Here is a 21383-nt window from a genome sequence, read left to right as displayed (position 1 = left end):
CATGCGGGTTCTGCTGATCGAGGACGATAGCGCGACCGCTCAAAGCATCGAGCTCATGCTCAAATCGGAGAGCTTCAACGTCTATACGACGGATCTCGGTGAAGAGGGCGTCGATCTCGGCAAGCTCTACGATTATGACATCATCCTGCTCGACCTGAACCTCCCCGACATGTCGGGTTACGAGGTGCTGCGCTCGCTTCGCGTCGCCAAGGTCAAGACGCCGATCCTGATCCTCTCCGGCCTCGCCGGCATCGAGGACAAGGTGAAGGGCCTCGGCTTCGGCGCCGACGACTATCTCACCAAGCCGTTCCACAAGGACGAGCTCGTCGCCCGCATCCATGCGATCGTGCGCCGCTCGAAGGGCCACGCCCAGTCGGTCATCACCACCGGCGACCTGGTCGTCAATCTCGACACCAAGACGGTCGAGGTCGATGCCGCCCGCGTCCACCTGACCGGCAAGGAATACCAGATGCTGGAGCTGCTCTCGCTCCGCAAGGGCACGACGCTGACCAAGGAGATGTTCCTCAACCATCTCTACGGCGGCATGGACGAGCCCGAGCTCAAGATCATCGACGTCTTCATCTGCAAGCTCCGCAAGAAGCTCGCCAACGCGTCGGACGGCAAGAACTACATCGAGACCGTCTGGGGCCGCGGCTATGTGCTGCGCGAGCCGTCCGAGGCCGAGGAGCGCATCCCGGCCTGACGCATTCCGGTGGCCGGTTCGTCATCGGGCGGTCATGAAGCGACGTCATACCAGTTCTTGACCTGATCGTCGGATGTACACGACAGGTCGACGGGGACCCCGCCGAGAGGCGGGGTTTTTGTTTGTGGAGCAAGCGTAACGACTTGGCTCTCGATCGTTTCCTGCCGTCATGCTCGCCCTTGTGGCGAGCATCCACGTCTTGAACCCAGTCTTCAATCAGCGAAGACGTGGATGGTCGGGACAAGCCTGACCATGACGGAGCGGCTCGCATTCAAGAGCGTCTCGACAGGCGAAGTCTCTTTGGGCGGCAGAGCTCAGCCCCGTAGAGCGGTGGCCACGGCGGCAGGGCGCGGACGAAAGTCCGGCGCCGGGGAGGAGGCGAGCGGAGGAGCCATCGCAGCGTGCCGGTAGAGGCCTCGGTGCTGCGGGTCGCAGACGAACTTCGTCGCCAACCCGAGCACGGTCTCGGCGGCGCCGAGCAGGAAGGCTCCGTCCGGCACGAGGCGCGGGGCGAGCTGCTCCAGGACCTTCACCTTGGTGGGCACGTCGAAATAGATCAGGACGTTGCGGCAGAAGATCACGTCGAACCGGCCGAACGGGTCGTTGCGCTCCAGCAGGTTGTGCTGCCTGAACTCGACCATCGCGCGGATGCGCTGCGAGACCTGCCACTTGTCTCCGGCCTGCTGGAAATGTTTCAGCAGCATCTGGATCGGCAGGCCGCGCTGGATCTCGAACTGGCTGTAGATGCCCGCCCGGGCCTTCTCCAGGATCTCTGCGGAGATGTCCGTTCCCAGGATCTCGATCTTCCAGCCGGCGAGCCGCTCGCCGAGCTCGTCGATCAGCATGGCCAGGGAATAGGCTTCCTGGCCGCTGGAGACGGCCGCGCACCAGATCCGCAGCGAACGGCTGGCGGCGTTGGCGGCCAGCCGTTCGGGCAGGATGACGTCGCGGAACAGGTTGAATGGCGTCTGGTCGCGGAAGAACAGGGTCTCGTTGGTGGTCATGGCATCGACCACGGCGCTCTCCAGAGCCGGGTCGCGGGCCATCCGGAGCTGGCGGACGAGCGCCTCGATGTCGGCGATGCCGCGCCGGCGGCAGAGGATGCCGAGGCGGCTTTCGGCGAGGTAGCGCTTGTCCGCGGTCAGCGACAGGCCGGAGCGCTGCTGGAGCAGCAGGCAGAGGAAGGAGAAGTCGGCTTCGGTCATGCCGGCTGCACCCCGCGTACGAGGCAGCGGATCGAGGCACCGATCTCGTCGAGCGCGATGATGCTGCTGGCATGGCGGGCGCGCACGACCGAGCCCGGCATGCCCCAGATCGTGCTGCTCGGCTCGTTCTGGGCAATGACGGCGGCTCCCGCCTTGCGCAGCGCGCCGGCGCCGTCGGTGCCGTCGCTGCCCATGCCGGTGAGGACGAGGCCGAGCGCGGCGGGGCCGAGATGGCGGGCGGCATCGCCGAACAGCACGTCGACGGCAGGTCGGCAGAAATTGACGGGGGGTTCGTCGCCGATGCGCGCGACGATATGGCCGAGCCGGCGGTCGATGCCGAGATGGCGGCCGCCGGGCGCGATATAGACGGTGCCGCGCATCAATCGCTCGCCGTCGAACGGCTCGCGGGCGGGGACGCCGATATGGTTGGCGACCTGCTCGGCGAAGGAAGCAGTGAAAAGCGGCGGCATGTGCTGGACGACGACCGTCGTCAGGTCGTTGAGGCCCTCGCCGATGTCGAACAGCACCTTGGCGACGGCGCGGGGGCCGCCGGTCGAGGCGCCGATCACGAGATAGCGCGGCATCACCGAGACGAGCGGGCGCAGATTAACCGGCCCGGTATGCGGCAAGTCGGTATCGATCTCCGGTGGCAGCGAGCCGGGTTTGACCGGCGTGTGGACGATATTGCCGAGCTTGAGCAGGAATTCGCTGCGGAAATCGAGCGACAGGGTCATGCCGCTGCGGCTGTCCGGCTTGGAGACCACGTCCATCGCGCCCCGGGTCATGCATTCCAGCGCGAGGCGGGTATTGCGCTCGTTCAGCGTCGCGGCGAGCAGGACGCCCGTGTTTGGGCTTTCCTTGAGGATCTGCGGCAGGGCGGCCACTCCGTCCACGCCCGGCATGTCGAGGTCGAGCACCATGACGTCGGGCTTGAAGCGGGTGGCGTGTGCGACCGCGGTCTCGCCGTCACCGGCGACGGCGACGACGTGGAAATTGCCCGCCTCTCCCAGCCAGCGCGCGAAGAGCCCGCGCACGACGACGGAATCGTCGGCGATCACCACGGTCTTGTGCCGCGATGCGGGGCTTGCAGGGATCGCGAGAGGAGACAACATCGGTATGTTTCTCACTGAGCCGGCTGCAGGGGCGAAGGCATTTCACGCGAGGAAAGCCCGATGCGCAGCCGCACCGGCGCGCCTTCGCTCAGAGCAACCCGACCTGATGGAATTTCGAAGCCACGATCTCCTTGTCGAAGGGCTTCATGATGTATTCGTCGGCACCGGCATGCATGGCGCGCGCGATATGGGCGATGTCGTTCTCGGTGGTGCAGAAGACCACTTTGGGTCGCTTTCCGCCCGGCATCTGGCGCAGCGTGCGCAGGAACTCGTAGCCGTCCATGATCGGCATGTTCCAGTCGAGCAGGACGGCATCCGGCATCTCGCCCTTGCAGGCGTCGATGGCGCGCGCGCCATCCTCGGCTTCGGCGATGCGGAACTGCAGCCCTTCGAGGATGCGGCGAGCCACTTTGCGGATCACCGCTGAGTCGTCGACGACGAGGCAGTATTTCATGGCTGGGTCTCCAGAACTGTGGCGCCGCCGTCAGGCCGCGCTGCGAAGGTCGAGATCGAGGACGGCGTCGAGATCGAGGACGACAAGAAGCTCGTCGGCCAGGCGATGGATGCCCGTCGCCAGCGCCGCCCAGACGCGATCGAGATGAACCGGAAGCGGCTCGAAGGTGGAACGGTCGAGCCGGATGACCTCGCCGACCGCGTCGACGATGAGCGCATAGGCCTCGCCGTCATGGTCGATGCCGATCGCCGTCAGCTCGGTGCGGCCTTGCCCGTCGAGCTTGAGGGTGACGGGCCGTCCGAGCCGCTTGCGCAGGCAGATCGCGGTGACGATCCGTCCGCGCAGATTGAGCAGGCCGACGATCTCGTCAGGTGCGCGCGGGACGATCGTGATGCGGTTTGCGATGAAGACGTCCTGGACCCGGCCGATCGGCAGGCCGAGGAGCTGCTCGCCGACGCGGATCGTCACGTAGTCGAGCGAGTTGCCGAAGCCGGGCGCGGCAGGCACGGGAGGAGGGGATGCGCTTGAGCTCATGCCGCATGCCTCAGCTCGGTGCCGGCCGCATTGAGCTCGCTCAGCAGGGCCCGGCGGTCGAATTTCGCGAGGATGTCGTCGAAACCGGCCTGGGCCGCCCGCATATGCAGGTCGGGCGTGGCGCAGGTGGTCAGGCCGAGGATGCGCAGGCGCTCGCCCTTGGCGCGTTCGCGCAGGGCTGCCGCAAAGGCAAAGGCGGCGTCGCTGTCGCGATCGAGATCGAGCAGCGCGGACATGATCGGCTCGCCGGCGGCGGCGAGGCTCGCCGCGCTGAAATCCGCCAGCGTGGCGATGATCCGGCCCGAGGCCTTCAGCACGGGGGTCAGCATGTCCCGCAGGAAATCGGACGGCTCGACCAGCAGGATGCGGCCGGAAGGCTCCGCGCTCCGCCCGGCCGCGAACCAGCCGGGCTCGTTCAGCGGCAGGTAATGGGCGAGGTCGAGGATGTCGGTGGCACGGCCGCGGATCATGGCCGAGCCGATGATGCCGCGCTCTCCCGCCGCCGCCATCTCGAGCTCGAAGGTGTCTTCGACGATATCGACGATCGCCTCGACGGCGAGCGCGACGGTGAGGTCGCCATTCGAAACGATGACCAGCGGCTGGATGCCCTCGCTGCGCAATCGGGTGTCCGCGACAGGCGTCACCGGGACGAGGCGATCACGATAATGCAGCAGCGTCCGGCTGCCGCTGCGCTGGAATTCGCCAGCCTCGATCTCCTCAAGCCGCGTCACGAGCGACAATGGCAGGGCCTGGAGGTTGCCGGCGCCGGCGCGGAAGACCAGCATCGTCGTGCGCTCGCCGCGATGCACCTCGGCTGCTGCCTCGCGCGGTTCGTTTTCCGTGTTCTCGGAGGCGGCCGCCCCGACCAGGCGCGCGACGCCGTTGGGATCGACGATGAGGACGACGGTGCCGTCGCCGAGGATGGTGTTGCCGGAAAACAGGTGGATGTGGCGTAGCTTGCTCGACATCGGCTTCACCACGATTTCCTCGGTGTGGAAGACGCTGTCGACGAGGATGCCGAATTGCCGTTCGCCGATCTGGGTGACGACGATGAAGCCTTCTCCATCGGCCCGCCCGGCCTGTTCCCCACCGGGGCAGGCCATCAGCCCCGGCAAGGAGACGATCGGGAGCAGGCGCCCGCGCAGCCGCAGCACCGGGGCTCCGTTGATCTCCTCGATGCGGTTCTCGTCGCCGGCCTTGGCCCGGACCAGTTCGCGCACCGCGATCTGGGGGATCGCATAGCGATCCTCGCCGGCGACCACGATCAGCGCCGAGATGATCGCGAGCGTGAGCGGGATCTTGATGGTGATGGTCGTGCCGAGACCGGGGCGGCTGGCGACATCGACCGTGCCGCCGATCGAATCGACATTCGCCTTGACGACGTCCATGCCGACGCCGCGGCCCGAGACCGCGGTCACGTTATCGGCCGTGGAGAAGCCGGGATGGAAGATGAAGCGGCTGATCTGCGCGTCGCTGAGCTTTTCCAGCTCGGCCTCGGTCGCGAGACCTTTGGCGACGGCCTTGCGACGGATGCGGTCGATATCGAGGCCGCGGCCGTCATCGGCGATCGAGATGGTGACCGAGCCGCCCTCGTGATAGGCGGCGAGCCGGATGGTGCCGTGATCGGGCTTGCCGGCCTCGCGCCGGTCTGCCGGCAGTTCGATCGCGTGGTCGGCGCAGTTGCGGACCATGTGGATCAGCGGATCCTTGATCAGGTCGAGGATCTGGCGGTCGAGTTCGGTCTCGGCGCCGTCCGTCAGCAATTCGATGCGCTTGCCCAGTTCGGCGCTGAGGTCGCGCACGATGCGCGGCAGCTTCGACCAGGCATTGCCGATCGGCTGCATCCGCGTCTTCATCACGCCGTCCTGCAGTTCGGCGGTGATCAGCGACAGGCGCTGGAGCGGGGCCTTGAGTCCGGCATCCTCCTGCCGCCGTGCGACTTCGAGTAGCTGGTTGCGCGTCAGCACGAGCTCCGAGACCATCGTCATCAGGTGCTCGATCGTGTCGACATTGACGCGCAACGTGGCCGGGCCGCCGCTGCGGGACGGGCTTTGGGTCTCCTCGGTGGCGGCGCTGGTCTCGCTGCCCTCGATCCGGCCATCGCGCCCGCGCTGCGGGCCGGGCGCACTGCGAAAGACGACGTCCTCGACGTTCGCCGGGCTGGCGGCGACCTGGCCGTGACGGGCGAGATAGGCTGCGACCGGATCCAGCACGCTGTCAGGTGCCGGTGGCTGCTGCTTCAGCTCGCCCTTGGCGTATTCGGCGAGGGCGAACAATTCCCCGATCAGCGTCTCGTCGTTGCCCTCGGGCTCCTGCCCCTTCTCGGCGAGCTCGGCCAGGATGTCCTTGATCCGGTCGATGGTCTCCAGGATTGCCGTGACGGCGATGGAATTGACGGTGGCGCCGTCGCGGAACTGCCCGATCACCGACTCGGCGGCATGGGTCAGGGCTTCCAGCCGCGGCAGGCCGATGAAGCCGCAGGTGCCCTTGACCGTGTGGACCAGCCGGAAAATGTTCCGCAGGATATCGCGGTCGTTGGGGTCCTGCTCGAAGCGAACGAGTTCCCGATCGACCGTGTCGAGATTCTCGCCGGTCTCCGTCAGGAACTCTTGCAGCAACTCGTCCATGCAGGAACTTCACTCAACGCGGAACGCTGCAGGAACTAAAGCAGGAGAACGGTTTATGATCGGTTGAGATCGTGTCTCGACCGGTAACGACCGCTCAATCCGTCTTCTTTCAGTCTGCCTTGGCGGCCTTGATCGTCACCGTGTCGCCTTCGATGGCGAAGGTGATGCCCATCCCGGCAGCCCGGGCGACCATGCCGGCATAGAGCGGCTGGACGGCATGGGCGTCGATCGTGCCTGTTTCCGAACGCCCGGCCAGAAGCTCCTCGACATGGGCGGGAATCCGGGCATGCGAGCCGGTCGCGGTGATCTCGAACGTGCCCTGCTCGCCCTCGACCGTGGCGCGGGAGACGAGCTTGCCGCCGCGCGGCACGGCCTGCGTCGCGATGACCAGGAGGTTGAGCAGGAGCTTGACCTGATTCTTCGGCAGCAATGCGCGCGGCGCGTCCCAGTCGAGCGAGAGCTTCTCGTCGTTGAGGAAGCCGTTGGCGACGTTGCCGGCGTCGCCGAGGTCGATCATCGCGCCGGCGGAACCGGCCGCACCGAAGGCGAGGCGGGCGAATTGCAGACGGGCCGAGGCGGCGCGCGCGCTCTTCTTGATCAGCTCCAGCGCGAAATCGCGCATCGACGGATCGTCTTCCTCCAGAACCTCGAGAGCGTTGACAATCGCACCGACCGGGCTGATCACGTCATGGCAGACGCGGCTGCAGAGAAGCGCGGCCAGATCGAGCGGCTCGAGCGAGATGGCGGTCATGGGGGCGAGGTCCTGGAAACGGGGTTGCGCCGGATTGAGGCGTCGTTGTCGTTCGATATGCTGCTATCTTGGTTTTCATGTGGTTAATCGCCATATCGGGACCGTTATGAGAAGGATGGGCCGCGATGATCGGCCGTGACGATCCCCGCCTGCGCGACCGCGACGGGCTGGGGCGTAAATTGGCGGAAGCCGCCGGGTTGAGCGCAGCCGTCCTGCTGGCGAAGCGGACGGCGCGCGACGTCACGCTCAAGAGCGACGGCTCGCCGGTTTGCTCCGCCGATCTTGCGGCCGATCATGCCGCCAAGGAGGCCTTGGCGCGCCTGTTGCCCGGCTTTCCGATCGTCAGCGAGGAGACGGCGCAGAACCCGGCGCCCGGCGACATCTTCATCCTGCTCGACCCGCTCGACGGCACGCGCGAGTTCCTCGCGGGCGGCGACAGCTATTGCGTTGCGATCGCGGTGGTCCGCGATGGCCGGCCGATCGCGGGTGCGATCGCTGCCCCGGCGACCGGGCGGCTCTGGTTCTCCGGCACATCTGCCTATGTCCAGGATTTCGGCCCCGACGGCGCCCTTCTGGGCGCGGCCCGGCCGACGAGCGTGCGCGCCGTCCCGGGCGAGGGGCCGGTCGCGCTGGTCAGCCGCTTCCATGGCGACGGCCGCAGCGACGGCATCGCGGCATCCATGTGCTGCAGCAAGGGCATCCCGGTTTCGTCGGCGGTGAAGTTCGGGATGATCGCCTCGGGCGAGGCGGACCTGCATGTCCGCTGCGGCCAGACGATGGAATGGGACATCGCTGCCGGGGACGCGATCCTGTCGGCAGCGGGCGGGATCGTGCTGACGCTGGACGGCGCCTTACCCGATTACGGCCGCAGCGAGCGGCAGTTCCGCAACCCGCCCTTCGTGGCGGCATCGAGCGAGGCCCTGGCGCGCCAGGCCATCGCCGGGGATTGCGGCGGCTAAGCTTTCTAGCGCGCGACGAAGCGCAGGACCGCGTTCCAGCGGCTCTCGGCCTGCGCCAGCAAGCCGGCATTCTGCAGGAAACGCTGGCGGTTGGCGGCGGAGCGGAACAGGAACAGGCGTGATCCGATGACCGCAAACTGGCTGGGGTCGCTGTCGACGGCGACGCCGTTGGCGACGCCGGTCGGGTCGAAGCCGCCGAAAGCAGGCATGTAGACCTCCGGTGCATCGCGGAAGGCTTCGAGATTGGCCTGCGAGGCGAAGCGCCAGACGAAGCGATCCTGGATGAGCTCGTATTCGGCGCGCCCCGCCGCGGGCTTGGCTCCAAGCCGATAGGAGACGGGATCGAAGCCGTTGATGGCGAGGCCGGTGCGCAGGTCCCGCTGCATCACTTCGCCAAGCGAGGGCAGGTCGGGCAAGCCGGAGGGCAGGGCCGGGAAAGGGTTGGACGCTGTGGTTTCCGGCGCGACCGAGGGCGCGCTGGCAAGGGCCCTCGGTCCGATCAAGGCGAGCGAGACGGCAGCGGCGGCGAGCGACATCCAGCGCTGCCTTGTTGCGGCCTTCATCGCATCAAATCCTCAGGTAAGTCCCATCCCGGGCCGATCGGCTCTCCGGAATCTTCACGCCTTGGATAGATTTGCGGCGTATCAAATCCGTTACCGAATTGATTCGCATTCGCCGGACGTCATGCTTCGACGCCCGGCCGGGCGGCGGACAGCCCAGGATCGGCCCGCCCCCCGGCCCGTATCGCATCCATTCCGAGCCGGCTGCCGCGCAGCCGCCGCCGGTGCCGAGCGGACGGACGATCGAACCGCCCCGGCGCTCTGCCTCGTCTGGCGCCCTGCCTGGAGATGTCGCTGATGACCCAGACCCGCCGTAACCTGATCAAGGCCGGTCTCGCCATGGCCGGCGCGAGCGTGAGCGGATTGCCGCTGGGCGCGCGCGCCCAGAACTACCAGAACCAGCAGTCGTTCAGCCAGAACGAGCTCGTCGGCTCCGGCCACAAGTTCTTCGGAAACGTCTCGCGCGGCCTCGCGCTGGCGATCGAGGAAGCGGTACGACGCTGGGGCGAGCCGAACGGCTATGTCCTCGGTCAGGAGGCCTCCGGCGCCTTCGTCGGTGGGCTGCGCTATGGCGAGGGCCAGCTCTATACGCGCAATGCCGGCGACCGCCGGGTGTTCTGGCAGGGTCCGTCGATCGGCTTCGATTTCGGCGGCGAGGGCGCGCGCACGATGATGCTGGTCTACAACCTGCCGGCGGTCGATGCGCTCTACCAGCGTTTCGCCGGGGTGGACGGATCGGCCTATTTCATCGGCGGCTTCGGCTTCACCGCGTTGACGGCGGAGGGCATTACGGTCGTGCCGATCCGCACCGGCGTCGGCTGGCGGCTCGGCGTCAATCTCGGCTATCTCAAGTTCACGCCGCAGGCGACCTGGAACCCGTTCTAGCCGCGGGGCGTACGGTGCCGAAAGATGGTTGCCCTCACGTTCGGGCGACTATCTCTGGCCATGACATGGCTGGCATGGCAGATTCGGCCTGAGCCCATGCTGCATCGCCGGGAGCCTTGAGACTTGATCGAAGCCGCCATGCTGTTCGCGCTCGGCTTCCTCTGCGCGGCTTTGCTGGCTCTCGCAGCCGTGCCGGCGCTGGCGCGGCGGGCCGACCGGCTGGCGCGCAAGCGAGCCGAAGCAGCGTTCCCCTTGTCGCTCGCCGAAATCGCCGCTGACCGCGACCATTTACGCGCCGAGCTTGCCCTGCGCATGCGCTCGGCCGAGCAGGATGCCGAACGCGGCTTTGCCGCCAAGGCCGGTGCGATGCAGGAGCTCGGCCGGCGCGACATGACGATCGGGCGGCTGGAGCGCGAGCTCGGTGAGCGCGATACCCGGATCGGCGGCCTCGAGGCCGATCTCGCAACGACACGCAGCGCGCTTTCCGATACGCAGGCCGCGCTCGCGAGCGAGCGCTCCGGCCATGGCGAAACGACGGCTGCGCTGGAGAAGCGGGTGGCGGATCTCGCCAGCCTCGAACGCAATCTGGAAGAGACGCGCGCGGCCCTGACAGGCACCGGCGCCGACTTGGTCGCGCGCAATGGCGAGCTGGCGCAGGAGCGCGAGACCGTCGGCCGGGTCGAGAGCTTGCTCGCAGAGCGCGAGCGGGAACTGGCCGAGAGCCGCAGCCATGCCGAGAAGCTGCGCGTCGAGCAGGTCGAGGGCGGGACCCGCCTTATGGTGTTGCAGGGGAAGCGCGACGAACTTGCCGGCAAGCTTGCCCTGACCGAGGAGCGCCTTGCCTCCAGCGAGGCGGCGCTTTCCGCGATGACCGGCGAGCGCGATGGCGAGCGGGTGCGGGCGGATGCCTTCGACGCGCGCGCCGCACAGGCCGAGGCCGGGCTCGCCGCCGCCGATGCCCGTGCCAGCGCGGCAGAGGTGGCGGCGCGGCAGCTCGAAGCGCAGCTCCGGCAGGAGCAGGCCGAGCATGCCGCGACAAAGGACATGCGCGGAGCGCTGGATCTGGCACTGGCCGCCGCCAGGAGCGACCATGAGGCGGCCAAGCGGCGGAACGGGGAGGAGATCGCGACCTTGCAGGATGCTCAGAACGAACGCGAGAGCCAGATCGAGATGCTGCGGGCCGAGCTTCAGACGCTGCAGGGCGCGCTGACCCAGGCAAGAGCCGACCGGACCCAGCTCATGGATGACATCTCGGCCTTGCGTCGGGCCGGGAGTGCGGGAGCCAATGACGCGGCGCTTCGCCAGGAGATCGTCAAGCTGGCAGACCGGCTGATGAGCGCGGCGCCGAAGCGGGAAGCGGCGGAATAGGTGGCTGGCGCCGGGCACCTCCGGCGATCGAATTCTTCCCTCGCCCTGGATTTCACTTTGCCATTCGATGCTCTAGGAAGACCGTGTTCCCGGCGTTCCCGCGCCATCTGAATGGTTTGAAACGTGACCGACAGCCGCTTCGATCTCCTTTGCCTCGGCGAACCGCTCGGCGAGTTCAATGCGACCCGTGCCGAAAGCGGCGCCTTCCAGTTCGGCCATGGCGGCGATACCTCGAATTGCGCCGTAGCGGCGGCGCGGCAGGGCATGTCGGTCGGCTATCTCGGCGCGCTCGGCGACGATAGCGCCGGCCATTCGATCCGGGGCCTGTGGCAGCGCGAGGGCGTCGACGACACGCATGTCTCGACCCATCCGACTGCTCCGACAGGCCTGTATTTCGTCGATCACGGCCCGTCGGGCCATGTCTTCTCCTATCTGCGCGCCGGCTCGGCTGCGAGCTTCTACGGCCCGCGCGACCTGCCGCGCGACCTGATCCGCTCCGCCCGCATCATCCAGGCCTCCGGCATCAGCCAGGCGATCTCGGCCGACGCCTGCGATGCCGTGTTCGAGGCGTTCGAGACCGCGCGCAAGGCGGGCGTGCTCACCGCCTACGACACCAACCTGCGCCTGAAGCTCTGGCCGCTGACCCGCGCGAAGGCGATCATCCATGCCGCCTGCGCCATGGCCGACATCATCCTGCCCGGCCTCGACGACGCGACGCAGCTCACAGGGCTCAACAATCCCGATGCCATCGTCGATTTCTATCTCGGTCTCGGCGCGCGGGTCGTGGCGCTGACGCTTGGCCATGAGGGCTCGCTGGTGGCGACGCCGGTCCGGCGCGAACGCTTCCGGCCGATCAAGGTCGATGCGATCGACGCGACCGGCGCTGGCGATTGCTATGACGGCGCCTTCCTCGCCGAGTATCTGCGCACGGGCGATGCCTTCACTGCGGGCGCCTACGCCAATGTCGCGGCGGCGCTGTCGACGCAGGGCTATGGCGCGGTCGCGCCGTTGCCGCGCCGCGCCGATGTCGAGGCGCGTATCGCCGCGGAGGCGCGTTCCTGATGAGTGTTCCGGTTCTGAAGCGGGCGGGCGATCTTCTCGCCCGCTACGATGTGCTGATCAGCGATGTCTGGGGCGTCGTGCATGACGGGCTCTGGGCTCTGGAGCCTGCCTGCGAGGCCTTGATGGCCTATCGCGAGCGCGGCGGCACGGTGGTGCTGCTCTCGAATGCGCCGGGGCCGTCGAAGCAGGTCGCCGGTTTGCTCGATGCCAAGCGCGTGCCGCGTGAGGCCTGGGACCGGCTCGTCACCTCCGGCGACGTCACGCGCGCCCTGATCGCGCAGAGCCATCACAAGCGCGCCTATCACATCGGCTGGCAGAGCGACCGGGCCGTGTTCGACGGGCTCGACGTCGCGCTTGTCGGTGAAGAGCCGGCCGATATCGTCGTCGCGACCGAGCTCAACGACTACCGCACCGAGACGCCGGAGCAGTACCGGCCGCTGCTCGAGCGCTTCGCCCGGCGCGGCCTGCCCTTCATCTGCGGCAACCCGGATCTTGTCGTGCATGTCGGCGAGGACCTGCTGCCCTGCGCCGGTGCGCTCGCGACGATCTATGAGGAACTCGGGGGCTCCGTCGCCTGGGCCGGCAAGCCCTATCGCCCGGCCTATGAGCTCGCGCTCGCGGCAGCGGCCGATGCGCGCGGTGGGCGGCCGGTCGAGCCCGGCAAGGTGCTGGTGATCGGCGATGCCGTCCGCACCGACCTGGCTGGCGCGCGCCTGATGGGCTTCGACAGCCTGTTCATCGCTGGCGGCATCCATCGTGACGAGACGATGCGGGGCGGGGAGGTCGATCCGGCCGGCCTCGCCAAGGTGCTGGACGGATTGCCCGTCCAGCCGATCGCAGCGATGGGCGCTCTGGCCTGAGATGAAGCTCAGTGCGCGTCGCCGGCACGGGCGTCGCGCAAGGTCGTCAGGGTGACGGCGATGCAGAACAGCATGCCGATGATCGAGAGCACGGCCGCCGCCCGGAAGCCGACCATGAAGGCGTCGCTGGCGCGCGCCAGCATCGGCCCGGCCTGATCGGGCGAGAGCCCCGCGGCCAGCGCCAGCGCGCCGCCCAGGGTCGAGCGTGCCGGAGCGAGCGCCTCCGTACTGACGCCGGACACCGCGACATCCGCCATGCGGCTGCGGTAGAGTGCGGCGCCGAGGCTGCCGAGCACGGCGATGCCGAGAGCGCCGCCGAGCTCGGCCGAGGTTTCCGACATCGCCGAGGCCGCGCCGGTGCGCTCGGGCGGGGCCGAGCCGACGACGATGCCGGTCGTCAGCGTGATCACCGGCGTGAAGCCGATCGAGAACACGACCGAAGCCGAGACGATCTGGATCAGGCTCGGTGCGAAGACGAGCCAGACGAAGCCCAGTGCCGAGACCGCCATACCGCCGGCCATCAGCGCTGCCGGCTTGTAACGCCCGACAAGGGCGGGCGTCACGAAGGAGGCGAGCGTGAAGGCGACCGCCGAGGGCAGCGACCAGAGCCCGGCCTGCAGCGGCGTCAACCCGGCAACGAGCTGAAAATACTGCGCCAGGAAGATGAAGCTGCCGAACATGAAGAGGATGCTGGCGAGGTTGATCGTCAGCGCCGCGCGGAAGGCCGGTATGCGGAACATGGCGAGATCGACCATCGGGTCGGCGAGACGCTTCTGCCGCCGGATGAAGATCAGCACGAAGGCGAGGCCGACGAGGATCGCCACGGCGGCCAGCCAGTCGAAGCCGTCGGCTGCCCAGTGCTTGATGCCGTAGACGAGCGCCAGCACGGCCGCGAGCGAGAGCAGCGCGCTCGGGATATCGAGGCGCCCCGCGCGCGGCGCGCGATATTCCGGCAGCAGGATGGGACCGATCGCGAGCAGGAGCAGCATCGGCGGCACGGCGATCAGGAAGACCGAGCCCCACCAGAAATATTCGATCAGGAAGCCGCCCACGACGGGGCCGATGATGGCGCCGGCCGAGAAGCTGGCGATCCACATTGAGATCGCGAAGGTGCGCTCCTTCTCGTTCGTGAACATCACGGTGATCAGCGAGAGCGTCGAGGGGGCCAGTGTCGCGCCGGCGATGCCGAGCACGGCGCGCATCGCGATCAGCATCTCGGCGCTGTTCGAGAAGGCGGCGACCGTCGAGGCGACGCCGAAGAACGCAGCGCCGATCATCAGCAGCTTGCGACGGCCGATGCGGTCTCCCAGCGTGCCCATGGTCATCAGGAAGCCGGCGACCATGAAGCCGTAGATGTCGATGATCCAGAGGAGTTGGCTGGCGCTCGGCTTCAACTCGCGCGTCAGCGTCGGCACTGCGAGGTTCAGCACCGTCAGATCCATCGAATAGATCATGCAAGGCAGGGCGATCGCGATCAGGCCGAGCCATTCGCGCCGCGTCGCCTTCGTCTCGCCTTGGGTCGAAGCGGGCGCGGCCGTCATGGTTGTCTCGCAGGTTCGCTGTCAGGCCGGGCTCTCTGACACGACAGCGCGGCGGAAATTGGCAGGAGAGGCGATTTTTGCCTGTCGGCCGCGGCCGGCCTCTATCCCGGCTGGTTTGCCGGAGGCTTGCGCAGATGCGCGACGATATCCTGCCAGAGGCCGTCCAGGGGGCGGAAGACGAAGCGCACCGTCGACTTGCCGGGCGGCACGACGACGGCCCGGAACAGCACATTGGCCCGGAGCAATTCGGCCGGCTTTCCGTCGATCTCGACCTGCCACCAATGGTGCCAGACATCGTTGAGCACGAGATAGCCGCCGCGCGCCGTCTCGGCCGCCAGCGTCACGGTCGTGGTGCCGTAGTCGCGGATCGCGACGCTGTCCGGGCCGAGAGGGCCGGTCGGGAGCGGCGGCGGATCGCGATCAAGCAGGACGGTGCGGCGCGGGTCGAAACCTTCAGGCCACGCGCCGGTCTTGAGGATCGCATCGAAATCCGCCTTCCGGGCATCGGTCACCAGCAGCACGCGCGGCAGGGCGCGCGGATTCTCGTAGACGAAGGCGTCCTTGGTGCGGGCAATCTGCCTGAGGTCGCCGGGTTTCAGGCGCTTGTCGATCTGCTCGACGGGGACGCCCGTCGCGATGAAGCGCAGGCCGAGCATGTCGGCGAGCTGCGAGCGGTAGCCCGGCATCAGCGGGGAGAAGGTGCGCTGATCGGGAAGGGCGACGTGATCTCCGGCCCCGGTCGCCTTGGTGTAGAGGCCGAGACGCAGCGGGTTGTAGCCCAGCGTGTTGTCGAGGTCGTGGACGAGGCTGGCATTCGGCCAATGGAAATCGATGCCCGCGAGCTCGATCCGGTCGCGCCGGTCGGGGGCGGCGGTGCGGGCCGTCTCGCGCTTCAGCAGGGCGATGGTGTCGTTGCTGCTGTCCTTGCGCAGCACGTCATACATCTTTGCCGGCAGGGCGGTGGATTCGCTCGGTCCATTGTTGACTGCGAGGTCGATGGTCAGCGTCGCGGCCAGCACCAGGGTCGCCGCGAGTACGGAACCTCGTTTGGCAAATCCGCGCGCGGCAACGAGGCCGCCGAGCGAGAGCACGCCGCACAGCGCCGCGATGACGAGCGGCATGGCCGCGACCGGAATGCGCCCGACCGTCCAGGCGAGCCAGATGGCGAGAGCGAGCGCGCCGATGAAGATCAGGGCCTCGACGGCGACCTGCCAGGGCCGCGCCTTCGGGGCAGTGCCGGTCATGATGAGATGAGTCAGGTAGCCGCCGAGCAGGGCGAGCAAGGCACCGAGGATGAAGAGCGCGTCGGCCGGGCGGCGGTAGAAGCTGATGCCGGGCAGTTCGAACAGCAGGCGGAAGGCCGGCGTGTAACGGCCGAGCGCGAAGAGCAGGACGATCAGCGCCGCGATGGTGAGCGGAACGATCTCGCGCCGCCAGAGCGCACCGCGGACGAGGCCCACCGTGAGGATCAGCCCGATCGGCAGCAAGCCGAGATAGAGCTGGCTCATGTTGCGGGCGAGGAAGAGGCTGAGCGGCCCGAAGCGCGCCTCCCAGGCCGGGCTCGGCGCGCCCCAGAAATCGGCGAGCGGCCCGGCTGCGCCGTAGAGATTGGCGAAGACCCCCGTCAGCAGGGCGGCCGGGTGCAGCGAGCCCTTGCCGGCCTCGACGAAATCGATGACGGGGCGGTTCGATTCCTGCGCGATGAAGGCGGTCAGCAGGATCGGGATCGTCGCGACCAGGACGGCGCCGAGCGTGCCGGCGATGAGCGGTGGCAGGCTCGCACGGAAGGCGCGCCACGGGCTCTGCGCCATCAGGATCGCGGCAATGACGAGGCCGGCGAGCACATAGACCCCGAGTAAGGCGACCTGGTCGCGCCCCAGAACCATGAAGCCCGAGACGATGCCGGCAGCGAAGCCATAGCCGATCGAGCCACGCTCCAGCGCGCGCGAGAGCAGGAAGAGCGTGACCGCGAAATAGCCCAGGCTGAGCACCTGCCCGACATGTTGGATGCGCCAGGCTGCCGCCGCGCCGAAGGCGAAGGCAAGCGCCGCGACGACAGCGCCGGCCGGATGCCAGCCGCGATCCCGGAAGATCAGGACGATCGACAAGGCGCCGAGCAGCAGCGTGCCGAGGACGGCGCCGTCGCTCCAGCGGAAATCCGGAGCCGGGTTCAGCAAGGCTATCAACGCGAAGGATGGCGAGAAGATCAGCGATTGCGGATCGGCGACCTGTGGCGAGCCCGAAAAGACATAGGGCGTCCAGAACGGCGAGAGGCCCTTGTGCCAGGCATCGGCGAGAAACTGGAGCTGCGGGTGGAAATGCGCCTTGGCATCCCAGGGAATGGTGAGCGTGCCCGACAGCCAGGGCCAGGACAGGGCGAGCCAGGCGACGAACACGATCGCGCAGACGCTGGCGAGCGGCCAGCGCGCGGAGCTCTCGGGCAAGGCGTGTTCGGGCTCGGGCATCAGCCAGGCCTGATCGCAAACGGGAGCGCGGTCAATCCGTCGGGGCGGCGCGCGCCATCAGCGCGTCCATGTCGATGAAATGGCCGGCACGGTCGCGCTTGGAGGCGAGGTAGCGGACGTTATGGGCATTCGGCCGCCCGAGCACGCGCTGGGTCGCGGCGACTTCAAGCCCTGCCGCCTCGATCGCGCCGATCTTCTGCGGGTTGTTGGTCAGCGCCACCACGCTGGAAACGCCGAGCTGCTTCAGCATCGTCGCGGCGAAATCGAAATGGCGCTGGTCGAGATCGAAGCCGAGGACCTCGTCGGCGTCGTAGGTGTCCCAGCCCTGGCTCTGCAGCTTGTAGGCGCGCATCTTGTTGGAGATGCCGTTGCCGCGGCCTTCCTGGTCGAGATAGAGCAGGATGCCGCCGCCGTTCTCGGCCATCCACTGCACGGTCTCGCGCAGCTGGTCGCCGCAATCGCATTTCAGCGAGCCGAACAGGTCCCCGGTCAGGCAGGCCGAGTGCAGGCGGACCGGCACGGCGGCCGCAAGATCGGGCTTGCCGACGATGATCGCGACCTGGTCGCGCAGGCCCTCGCCGCCGCGGAAGACGACGAATTCGGTATCGGGAGCGCCTTCCAATGGCACCGGGGCGCGGCCGACGACCTTCAGCGTCGCCGCCTGCTCGGCGCGGTAGCCGTTCACGGCCGCGACCTCGACCTCGACGAGCGGTTCGCCGGCGACCGCTTCGACGCTCACGGGTACGAGGATCACCGCCGGCAGCACCAGCGAAAGACGCGAAAGCTCGAGCGCGGCCTCGTCGAGGGCGGAGGCTGGCGCGACAGGCGCATCCATGCGGCCGTCGATCTTGAGCGCAAGCGTCTCGATGCGGTCGGTGTCGATCGTCGGCAGCGCGAAAATGCCGGTCTCGAGCCGCCCTTTGGCACCGAGACGGCGCAGGCGTGCGGCGCTCAGCACGAGATGGCCGCGACCCTGCGCCAGCGTGTCGAAGCTGCGGGCGAGGTCGGCGTCGGCGAGCTCGGCGGAAAGGGCCAGCGCGAGCCGCTCGCCGTCGCGGAGCAGGACCGGCCGGCCGGCACGAAACTCGGCAATCGCCCGTTCGACCTTCACGAGATCCGTCTGGAGGGAGGGGCCGAAGAGCGTACGCGACTCAGGCATCGAAAAGTCCGTCAGATTGGGCCGGCGACCGGCCGAGGGGCATCCAGGGCACCATCGGTATCGATATAGGGCTTCGCAGTGCACTCTGCCAGCAACGTGGCCGGCATGGTGCGGGTTCCACGATCAAAACCACGTCAGGCCGCGCCCGTCGGCAAGCGAAAGCGGGAACCTCCGGAGCGCATCGCCGTCCTATGGGCGCAAACGCTTGAATATGGGATGAATGCCGTTCCGGCAGCAGGTCAGGGGCTTTCCGATGCAAGACGAGATGCCGATAACCCGCACCTACAGTCCGATTGCCCGGACGCTGCACTGGATCACGGTGGCGGCCGTCTTCCTGATGATCCCGGTCGGCCTGACCATGACCTATCGCGGCAACGTGCTGAACATCTGGGACGGGCTGACGAACGGCCTCTACAGCGCGCACAAGCTCACCGGCTTCCTGCTGCTATGGCTGATGGCGGGCCGGCTCGCCTACCGCCTGCTGCATGGCGCGCCGCCGGACGAGCCGACGCTGGCCTGGTGGCAGAAGGCGGCCTCCCATCTGGTGCATTGGCTGCTCTACGGCCTGCTGCTCGTCGTGCCGCTGCTCGGCTGGATCGGGGTTTCGCTGTTTCCGGCGCTGACGATCTTCGATCTGTTCGACCTGCCGGCGCTGGCGAGACCGAACGAAGAGGCTGCCAAGCGCGTGCTCGACATTCATGGCAAGCTCGCGCTGGCGACCGGGGCGCTTGCTCTGATGCATATAGGCGCTGCGCTGCATCACCGCCTGATCCTCAAGGACGGCGTGATGCGGCGTATGCTGCCTTGGGTGAGGTAAGGCGGTTCTAGATCGGCCGGGCCCAGAAATCCTGATGGCCGATCATCGCCGACTGCGCCTCGCGGCGCGCCGCGAGCCAATCCGCTATCGTCTTCGGATCGAGGCGGCCGGTTTCGCCGGCCGCTGCGGCGATGCCTTCCGCCAGCGCCTCCCGCAACGGCCGATGCTTCGTATCGAGCAGCCAGTTGCTGTCGCCGCTCGAGATCGCGAAGCCCGATTTGCGGAAAGCTTCCGCCATGATCTCGCAGGCATCCGGGCCGGCCGCAGGGCCAAAGCCCTTGTCGCCGTGCTGATGGTCGGTGAAAGCGGCATGGATGCCGGCATCGGCCGGATGCTCTGGCTGCCAGGTTTCGCGGCCGTCATGGGTGAGCACGGCGTAAAGTGGCAGGTGCTGGCTGGCCAGCGCAGCGACGAAGCGTTCGATCCAGCGCTTCGAGGCGAGGTCGAAGAGGGCGGCGGCGGTGACCAGATCGGGCTGCCAGCCCAGCACCCATTCGAGATCCTTGTTCAGGTCGACCTTGCGGGTGTCGACCGTGATCGCCTTGCCGTCCTTGGCGAGCACGAGTTCCTCACCCTGCTCGCGCGCCTCGTCGGCCCAGTCGGTGAGGCGCTCGCGGGCGAAGGCGAGAAGCGCGGGGTCGTGGTCGACGAGCGTCCAGTGCTGGCGATCGGGCAGGGCGGCATAGGTCGCGCGCAGGTTCGAGCCGGCGCCGCAGCCGAGATCGAGCACCGAGAGCGAGGCCTTCTCAGCGAAATAGCCACCGACCGCGGCGAGAACCTGCGGATTGCGCGCCGCATGATCGACAGGCTCGCGCAATGCGAGCCATTCAGGAGAGAAACCAGCCATTACCCCACCTTTCGGCCGCCCTCGCGCAGGCAGACCTGCGCGACGATGCGCGCGGTCTCGCTCCAGCGCGGCAGATCGCCGGCTGCGGCCCACGCGGCATCGGCACGCTGCCGACGCTCTGCCGGCGCATCAATCAGCCTTGCGAGCGCCTTGGCAAGTGCCACAGCGTCACCGGGCGGCACCTTGAGGGCGGCGGCATCGGGCAGGGCTTCGGCGCCGGCCCCGCTCAGCGTGGTGATGATCGGCAGGCCGCGGGCGAGTGCCTCGGTCAGCACCATGCCGTAGCCTTCGTAGAGCGATGGCATCACGAAAAGATCGGCTTCGTCATAGAGTTGGGCGAGCCTTTCGGCTCCGACGCTACCGGTCAGCAGGATGCGTTCCGTCAATCCGGCGCGGGCGACATCGTCGCGCAGTGCCGTTGCGGTTGCGGGGGCATGATCGGGCGAGCCGGCGATGGTCAGGGTCCAGGGCCGATCCGCGATCGCTGCCAGCGCATCGACGAGGATGCCGTAGCCCTTTCGCGGAATGAGCGAGCCGACGGCGAGCATGTGGAGCGCTTCGCCGCGTTCGGAGCCCTTGGCTCGTGGTGCCGGATCGGCGCCGGGGATCGCGACCGCGATGGTATCGGCGGGGACGCCGAATTCCGCCGTCAGAGTAAGTTTCGTCGCTGGGCCGGTGACCACGACGGCGCGTGCATGGCGCAGGGCCAGCATTTCGCTTCGCCGCAGCCTCTCCGCCGTCTCCGGGCTGTGTCCGGCTTCCAGCGCCAGCGGGTGGTGCAGCAGTGCGACAAGCCGATCCGCGAAGCGGGCTGCGAGTGCTTCGGGGAACGCACCGAAGGCGAGGCCGTCGATCAGCAGGATGTCGCCAGGGGCGACAGCGGCGAGGAGTTGTTCTGTCGCTCCAAGGTCTTCGGCCGTCGGGAAGGGAAAGGAACCGGGCAGGGCGAGATGGCGGGACTCGACGCCGACTTCGCGCCATTCGCTCAGCAAGCGCCGATCATAGCCGTAACCGCCTGTCGGTGCATCGATATCGCCGGGGATGGCGAAGACGATGGCGCTCACGCGAGCGCGCCCTCGTAGCTGGCGCGGGCGAGATCGGTCTCGTGCAGGGTCACGCGAATCTTGCTCAGCCCTGCGCCATCCGCGCCGAGCGCGCCAGCCTTCGCCGCCGCGGCCATGGCGTCGAAGATGTGCTTGCATAGGAATTCGGTGGTGGTCAGCACGCCCGCGAATTGCGGGAGCGCGTCGAGGTTCTGATACTTCAGTGGCTTCAGCGTCTCGGCGAGGGTGTCGAGCGCCGCGCCAATATCGACGACGACGTTCTGCCTGTTAAGAGATTCCCTGAAGAAGGCGACATCGACCACGAAGGTGGCGCCGTGCATGTTCTGCGCCGGACCGAAGAAGGGATCGGGCAGGGAATGGCCGATCATGATGCGGTCGCGGACTTCGACGGAAAACATGCGATCTCCCGG

General features: G+C 67.9%; 20 protein-coding genes. 7 read left to right on the top strand and 13 right to left on the bottom strand.

The annotated features are described in order from the left end of the window. Window position 1 precedes the first annotated feature (1 nt). Window positions 2-703 carry a response regulator transcription factor CtrA gene (ctrA, locus tag ASE61_RS19020; protein ID WP_047580924.1) on the top strand — a complete coding sequence of 234 codons (702 nt, stop codon included), beginning with the start codon at window positions 2-4 and terminating at the stop codon, window positions 701-703. Between the two features lie 314 nt (window positions 704-1017). On the opposite strand, the gene ASE61_RS19015 is transcribed toward ctrA, so the two are convergent. The 6 genes from ASE61_RS19015 to chpT all read right to left on the bottom strand — a co-directional run bounded on the left by ASE61_RS19015 (window position 1018) and on the right by chpT (window position 7386). Continuing rightward, a complete protein-coding gene (locus tag ASE61_RS19015) occupies window positions 1018-1908 on the bottom strand; it encodes a CheR family methyltransferase (RefSeq protein WP_061969578.1) in 891 nt (296 codons plus the stop codon). Next, the gene (gene cheB / locus ASE61_RS19010) at window positions 1905-3020 is read right to left on the bottom strand and encodes a chemotaxis-specific protein-glutamate methyltransferase CheB (RefSeq protein ID WP_061969577.1); all 1116 of its coding nucleotides are present in this window, start codon (window positions 3018-3020) and stop codon (window positions 1905-1907) included. Before cheB ends, ASE61_RS19015 begins: the two co-directional genes overlap by 4 nt. 88 nt (window positions 3021-3108) lie before the next feature. After that, window positions 3109-3474 carry a response regulator gene (locus ASE61_RS19005; protein WP_038359309.1) on the bottom strand — a complete coding sequence of 122 codons (366 nt, stop codon included), beginning with the start codon at window positions 3472-3474 and terminating at the stop codon, window positions 3109-3111. Window positions 3475-3504: 30 nt separating this feature from the next. After that, window positions 3505-4008 carry a chemotaxis protein CheW gene (locus ASE61_RS19000; protein WP_061969575.1) on the bottom strand — a complete coding sequence of 168 codons (504 nt, stop codon included), beginning with the start codon at window positions 4006-4008 and terminating at the stop codon, window positions 3505-3507. Next, window positions 4005-6635: a chemotaxis protein CheW gene (locus tag ASE61_RS18995; RefSeq protein WP_061969573.1), complete on the bottom strand. Its 2631-nt coding sequence runs from the start codon at window positions 6633-6635 to the stop codon at window positions 4005-4007. The genes ASE61_RS19000 and ASE61_RS18995 overlap by 4 nt, the downstream gene beginning before the upstream one ends. Before the next feature lie 109 nt (window positions 6636-6744). Continuing rightward, on the bottom strand, window positions 6745-7386 hold the full coding sequence (chpT, locus tag ASE61_RS18990; protein ID WP_061969571.1) for a histidine phosphotransferase ChpT: 642 nt from the start codon (window positions 7384-7386) through the stop codon (window positions 6745-6747). 125 nt (window positions 7387-7511) lie between these two features. On the opposite strand from chpT, the gene ASE61_RS18985 reads away from it, so the two are divergent. Then, entirely contained in the window at window positions 7512-8345 is an 834-nt protein-coding gene (locus ASE61_RS18985) for a 3'(2'),5'-bisphosphate nucleotidase CysQ (RefSeq protein WP_061969570.1), read from the top strand. Between the two features lie 5 nt (window positions 8346-8350). On the opposite strand, the gene ASE61_RS18980 is transcribed toward ASE61_RS18985, so the two are convergent. Next, window positions 8351-8908: a YHS domain-containing (seleno)protein gene (locus tag ASE61_RS18980; protein WP_061969568.1), complete on the bottom strand. Its 558-nt coding sequence runs from the start codon at window positions 8906-8908 to the stop codon at window positions 8351-8353. Window positions 8909-9202: 294 nt separating this feature from the next. On the opposite strand from ASE61_RS18980, the gene ASE61_RS18975 reads away from it, so the two are divergent. The 4 genes from ASE61_RS18975 to ASE61_RS18960 all read left to right on the top strand — a co-directional run bounded on the left by ASE61_RS18975 (window position 9203) and on the right by ASE61_RS18960 (window position 13080). Further along, complete coding sequence (locus tag ASE61_RS18975; RefSeq protein WP_082617556.1) at window positions 9203-9790, top strand: DUF1134 domain-containing protein; 588 nt, start codon at window positions 9203-9205, stop codon at window positions 9788-9790. 123 nt (window positions 9791-9913) lie between these two features. Continuing rightward, entirely contained in the window at window positions 9914-11158 is a 1245-nt protein-coding gene (locus ASE61_RS18970) for a hypothetical protein (protein WP_061969566.1), read from the top strand. 123 nt (window positions 11159-11281) lie between these two features. Continuing rightward, window positions 11282-12220: a sugar kinase gene (locus ASE61_RS18965; protein WP_061969564.1), complete on the top strand. Its 939-nt coding sequence runs from the start codon at window positions 11282-11284 to the stop codon at window positions 12218-12220. Then, window positions 12220-13080 carry a TIGR01459 family HAD-type hydrolase gene (locus ASE61_RS18960; RefSeq protein ID WP_061969563.1) on the top strand — a complete coding sequence of 287 codons (861 nt, stop codon included), beginning with the start codon at window positions 12220-12222 and terminating at the stop codon, window positions 13078-13080. The genes ASE61_RS18965 and ASE61_RS18960 overlap by 1 nt, the downstream gene beginning before the upstream one ends. Before the next feature lie 8 nt (window positions 13081-13088). Here the strand turns inward: ASE61_RS18960 and ASE61_RS18955 are convergent, their stop codons facing one another. The 3 genes from ASE61_RS18955 to ribA form a co-directional block, all read right to left on the bottom strand. Further along, window positions 13089-14621: an MFS transporter gene (locus ASE61_RS18955; protein ID WP_061969561.1), complete on the bottom strand. Its 1533-nt coding sequence runs from the start codon at window positions 14619-14621 to the stop codon at window positions 13089-13091. A gap of 101 nt (window positions 14622-14722) precedes the next feature. Next, window positions 14723-17086, bottom strand: coding sequence for a glycosyltransferase family 39 protein (locus ASE61_RS18950; protein WP_244492913.1), 2364 nt, complete (start codon window positions 17084-17086; stop codon window positions 14723-14725). 31 nt (window positions 17087-17117) lie between these two features. Beyond that, window positions 17118-18245, bottom strand: coding sequence for a GTP cyclohydrolase II RibA (gene ribA / locus ASE61_RS18945; protein WP_061969559.1), 1128 nt, complete (start codon window positions 18243-18245; stop codon window positions 17118-17120). A 253-nt stretch (window positions 18246-18498) separates the two neighbouring features. Between ribA and ASE61_RS18940 the strand changes: the two genes are divergently transcribed. Beyond that, on the top strand, window positions 18499-19062 hold the full coding sequence (locus ASE61_RS18940; RefSeq protein WP_061970264.1) for a cytochrome b: 564 nt from the start codon (window positions 18499-18501) through the stop codon (window positions 19060-19062). A 7-nt stretch (window positions 19063-19069) separates the two neighbouring features. Here the strand turns inward: ASE61_RS18940 and ASE61_RS18935 are convergent, their stop codons facing one another. Genes ASE61_RS18935 through ASE61_RS18925 form a run of 3 tightly spaced genes read right to left on the bottom strand, consistent with a single transcriptional unit; the run spans window position 19070 to window position 21371 of the window. Further along, window positions 19070-19909: a class I SAM-dependent methyltransferase gene (locus tag ASE61_RS18935; RefSeq protein ID WP_061969558.1), complete on the bottom strand. Its 840-nt coding sequence runs from the start codon at window positions 19907-19909 to the stop codon at window positions 19070-19072. Beyond that, window positions 19909-20973, bottom strand: coding sequence for a glycosyltransferase family 4 protein (locus tag ASE61_RS18930; protein ID WP_061969556.1), 1065 nt, complete (start codon window positions 20971-20973; stop codon window positions 19909-19911). Before ASE61_RS18930 ends, ASE61_RS18935 begins: the two co-directional genes overlap by 1 nt. Next, the gene (locus ASE61_RS18925; protein WP_061969554.1) at window positions 20970-21371 is read right to left on the bottom strand and encodes a 6-pyruvoyl trahydropterin synthase family protein; all 402 of its coding nucleotides are present in this window, start codon (window positions 21369-21371) and stop codon (window positions 20970-20972) included. The genes ASE61_RS18930 and ASE61_RS18925 overlap by 4 nt, the downstream gene beginning before the upstream one ends. Window positions 21372-21383: the final 12 nt, after the last annotated feature.

The organism is Allobosea sp. Root670 (genome assembly GCF_001429415.1).
Lineage (GTDB): Bacteria > Pseudomonadota > Alphaproteobacteria > Rhizobiales > Beijerinckiaceae > Allobosea > Allobosea robiniae.
This window is presented reverse-complemented; position numbering and strand designations above follow the sequence as displayed.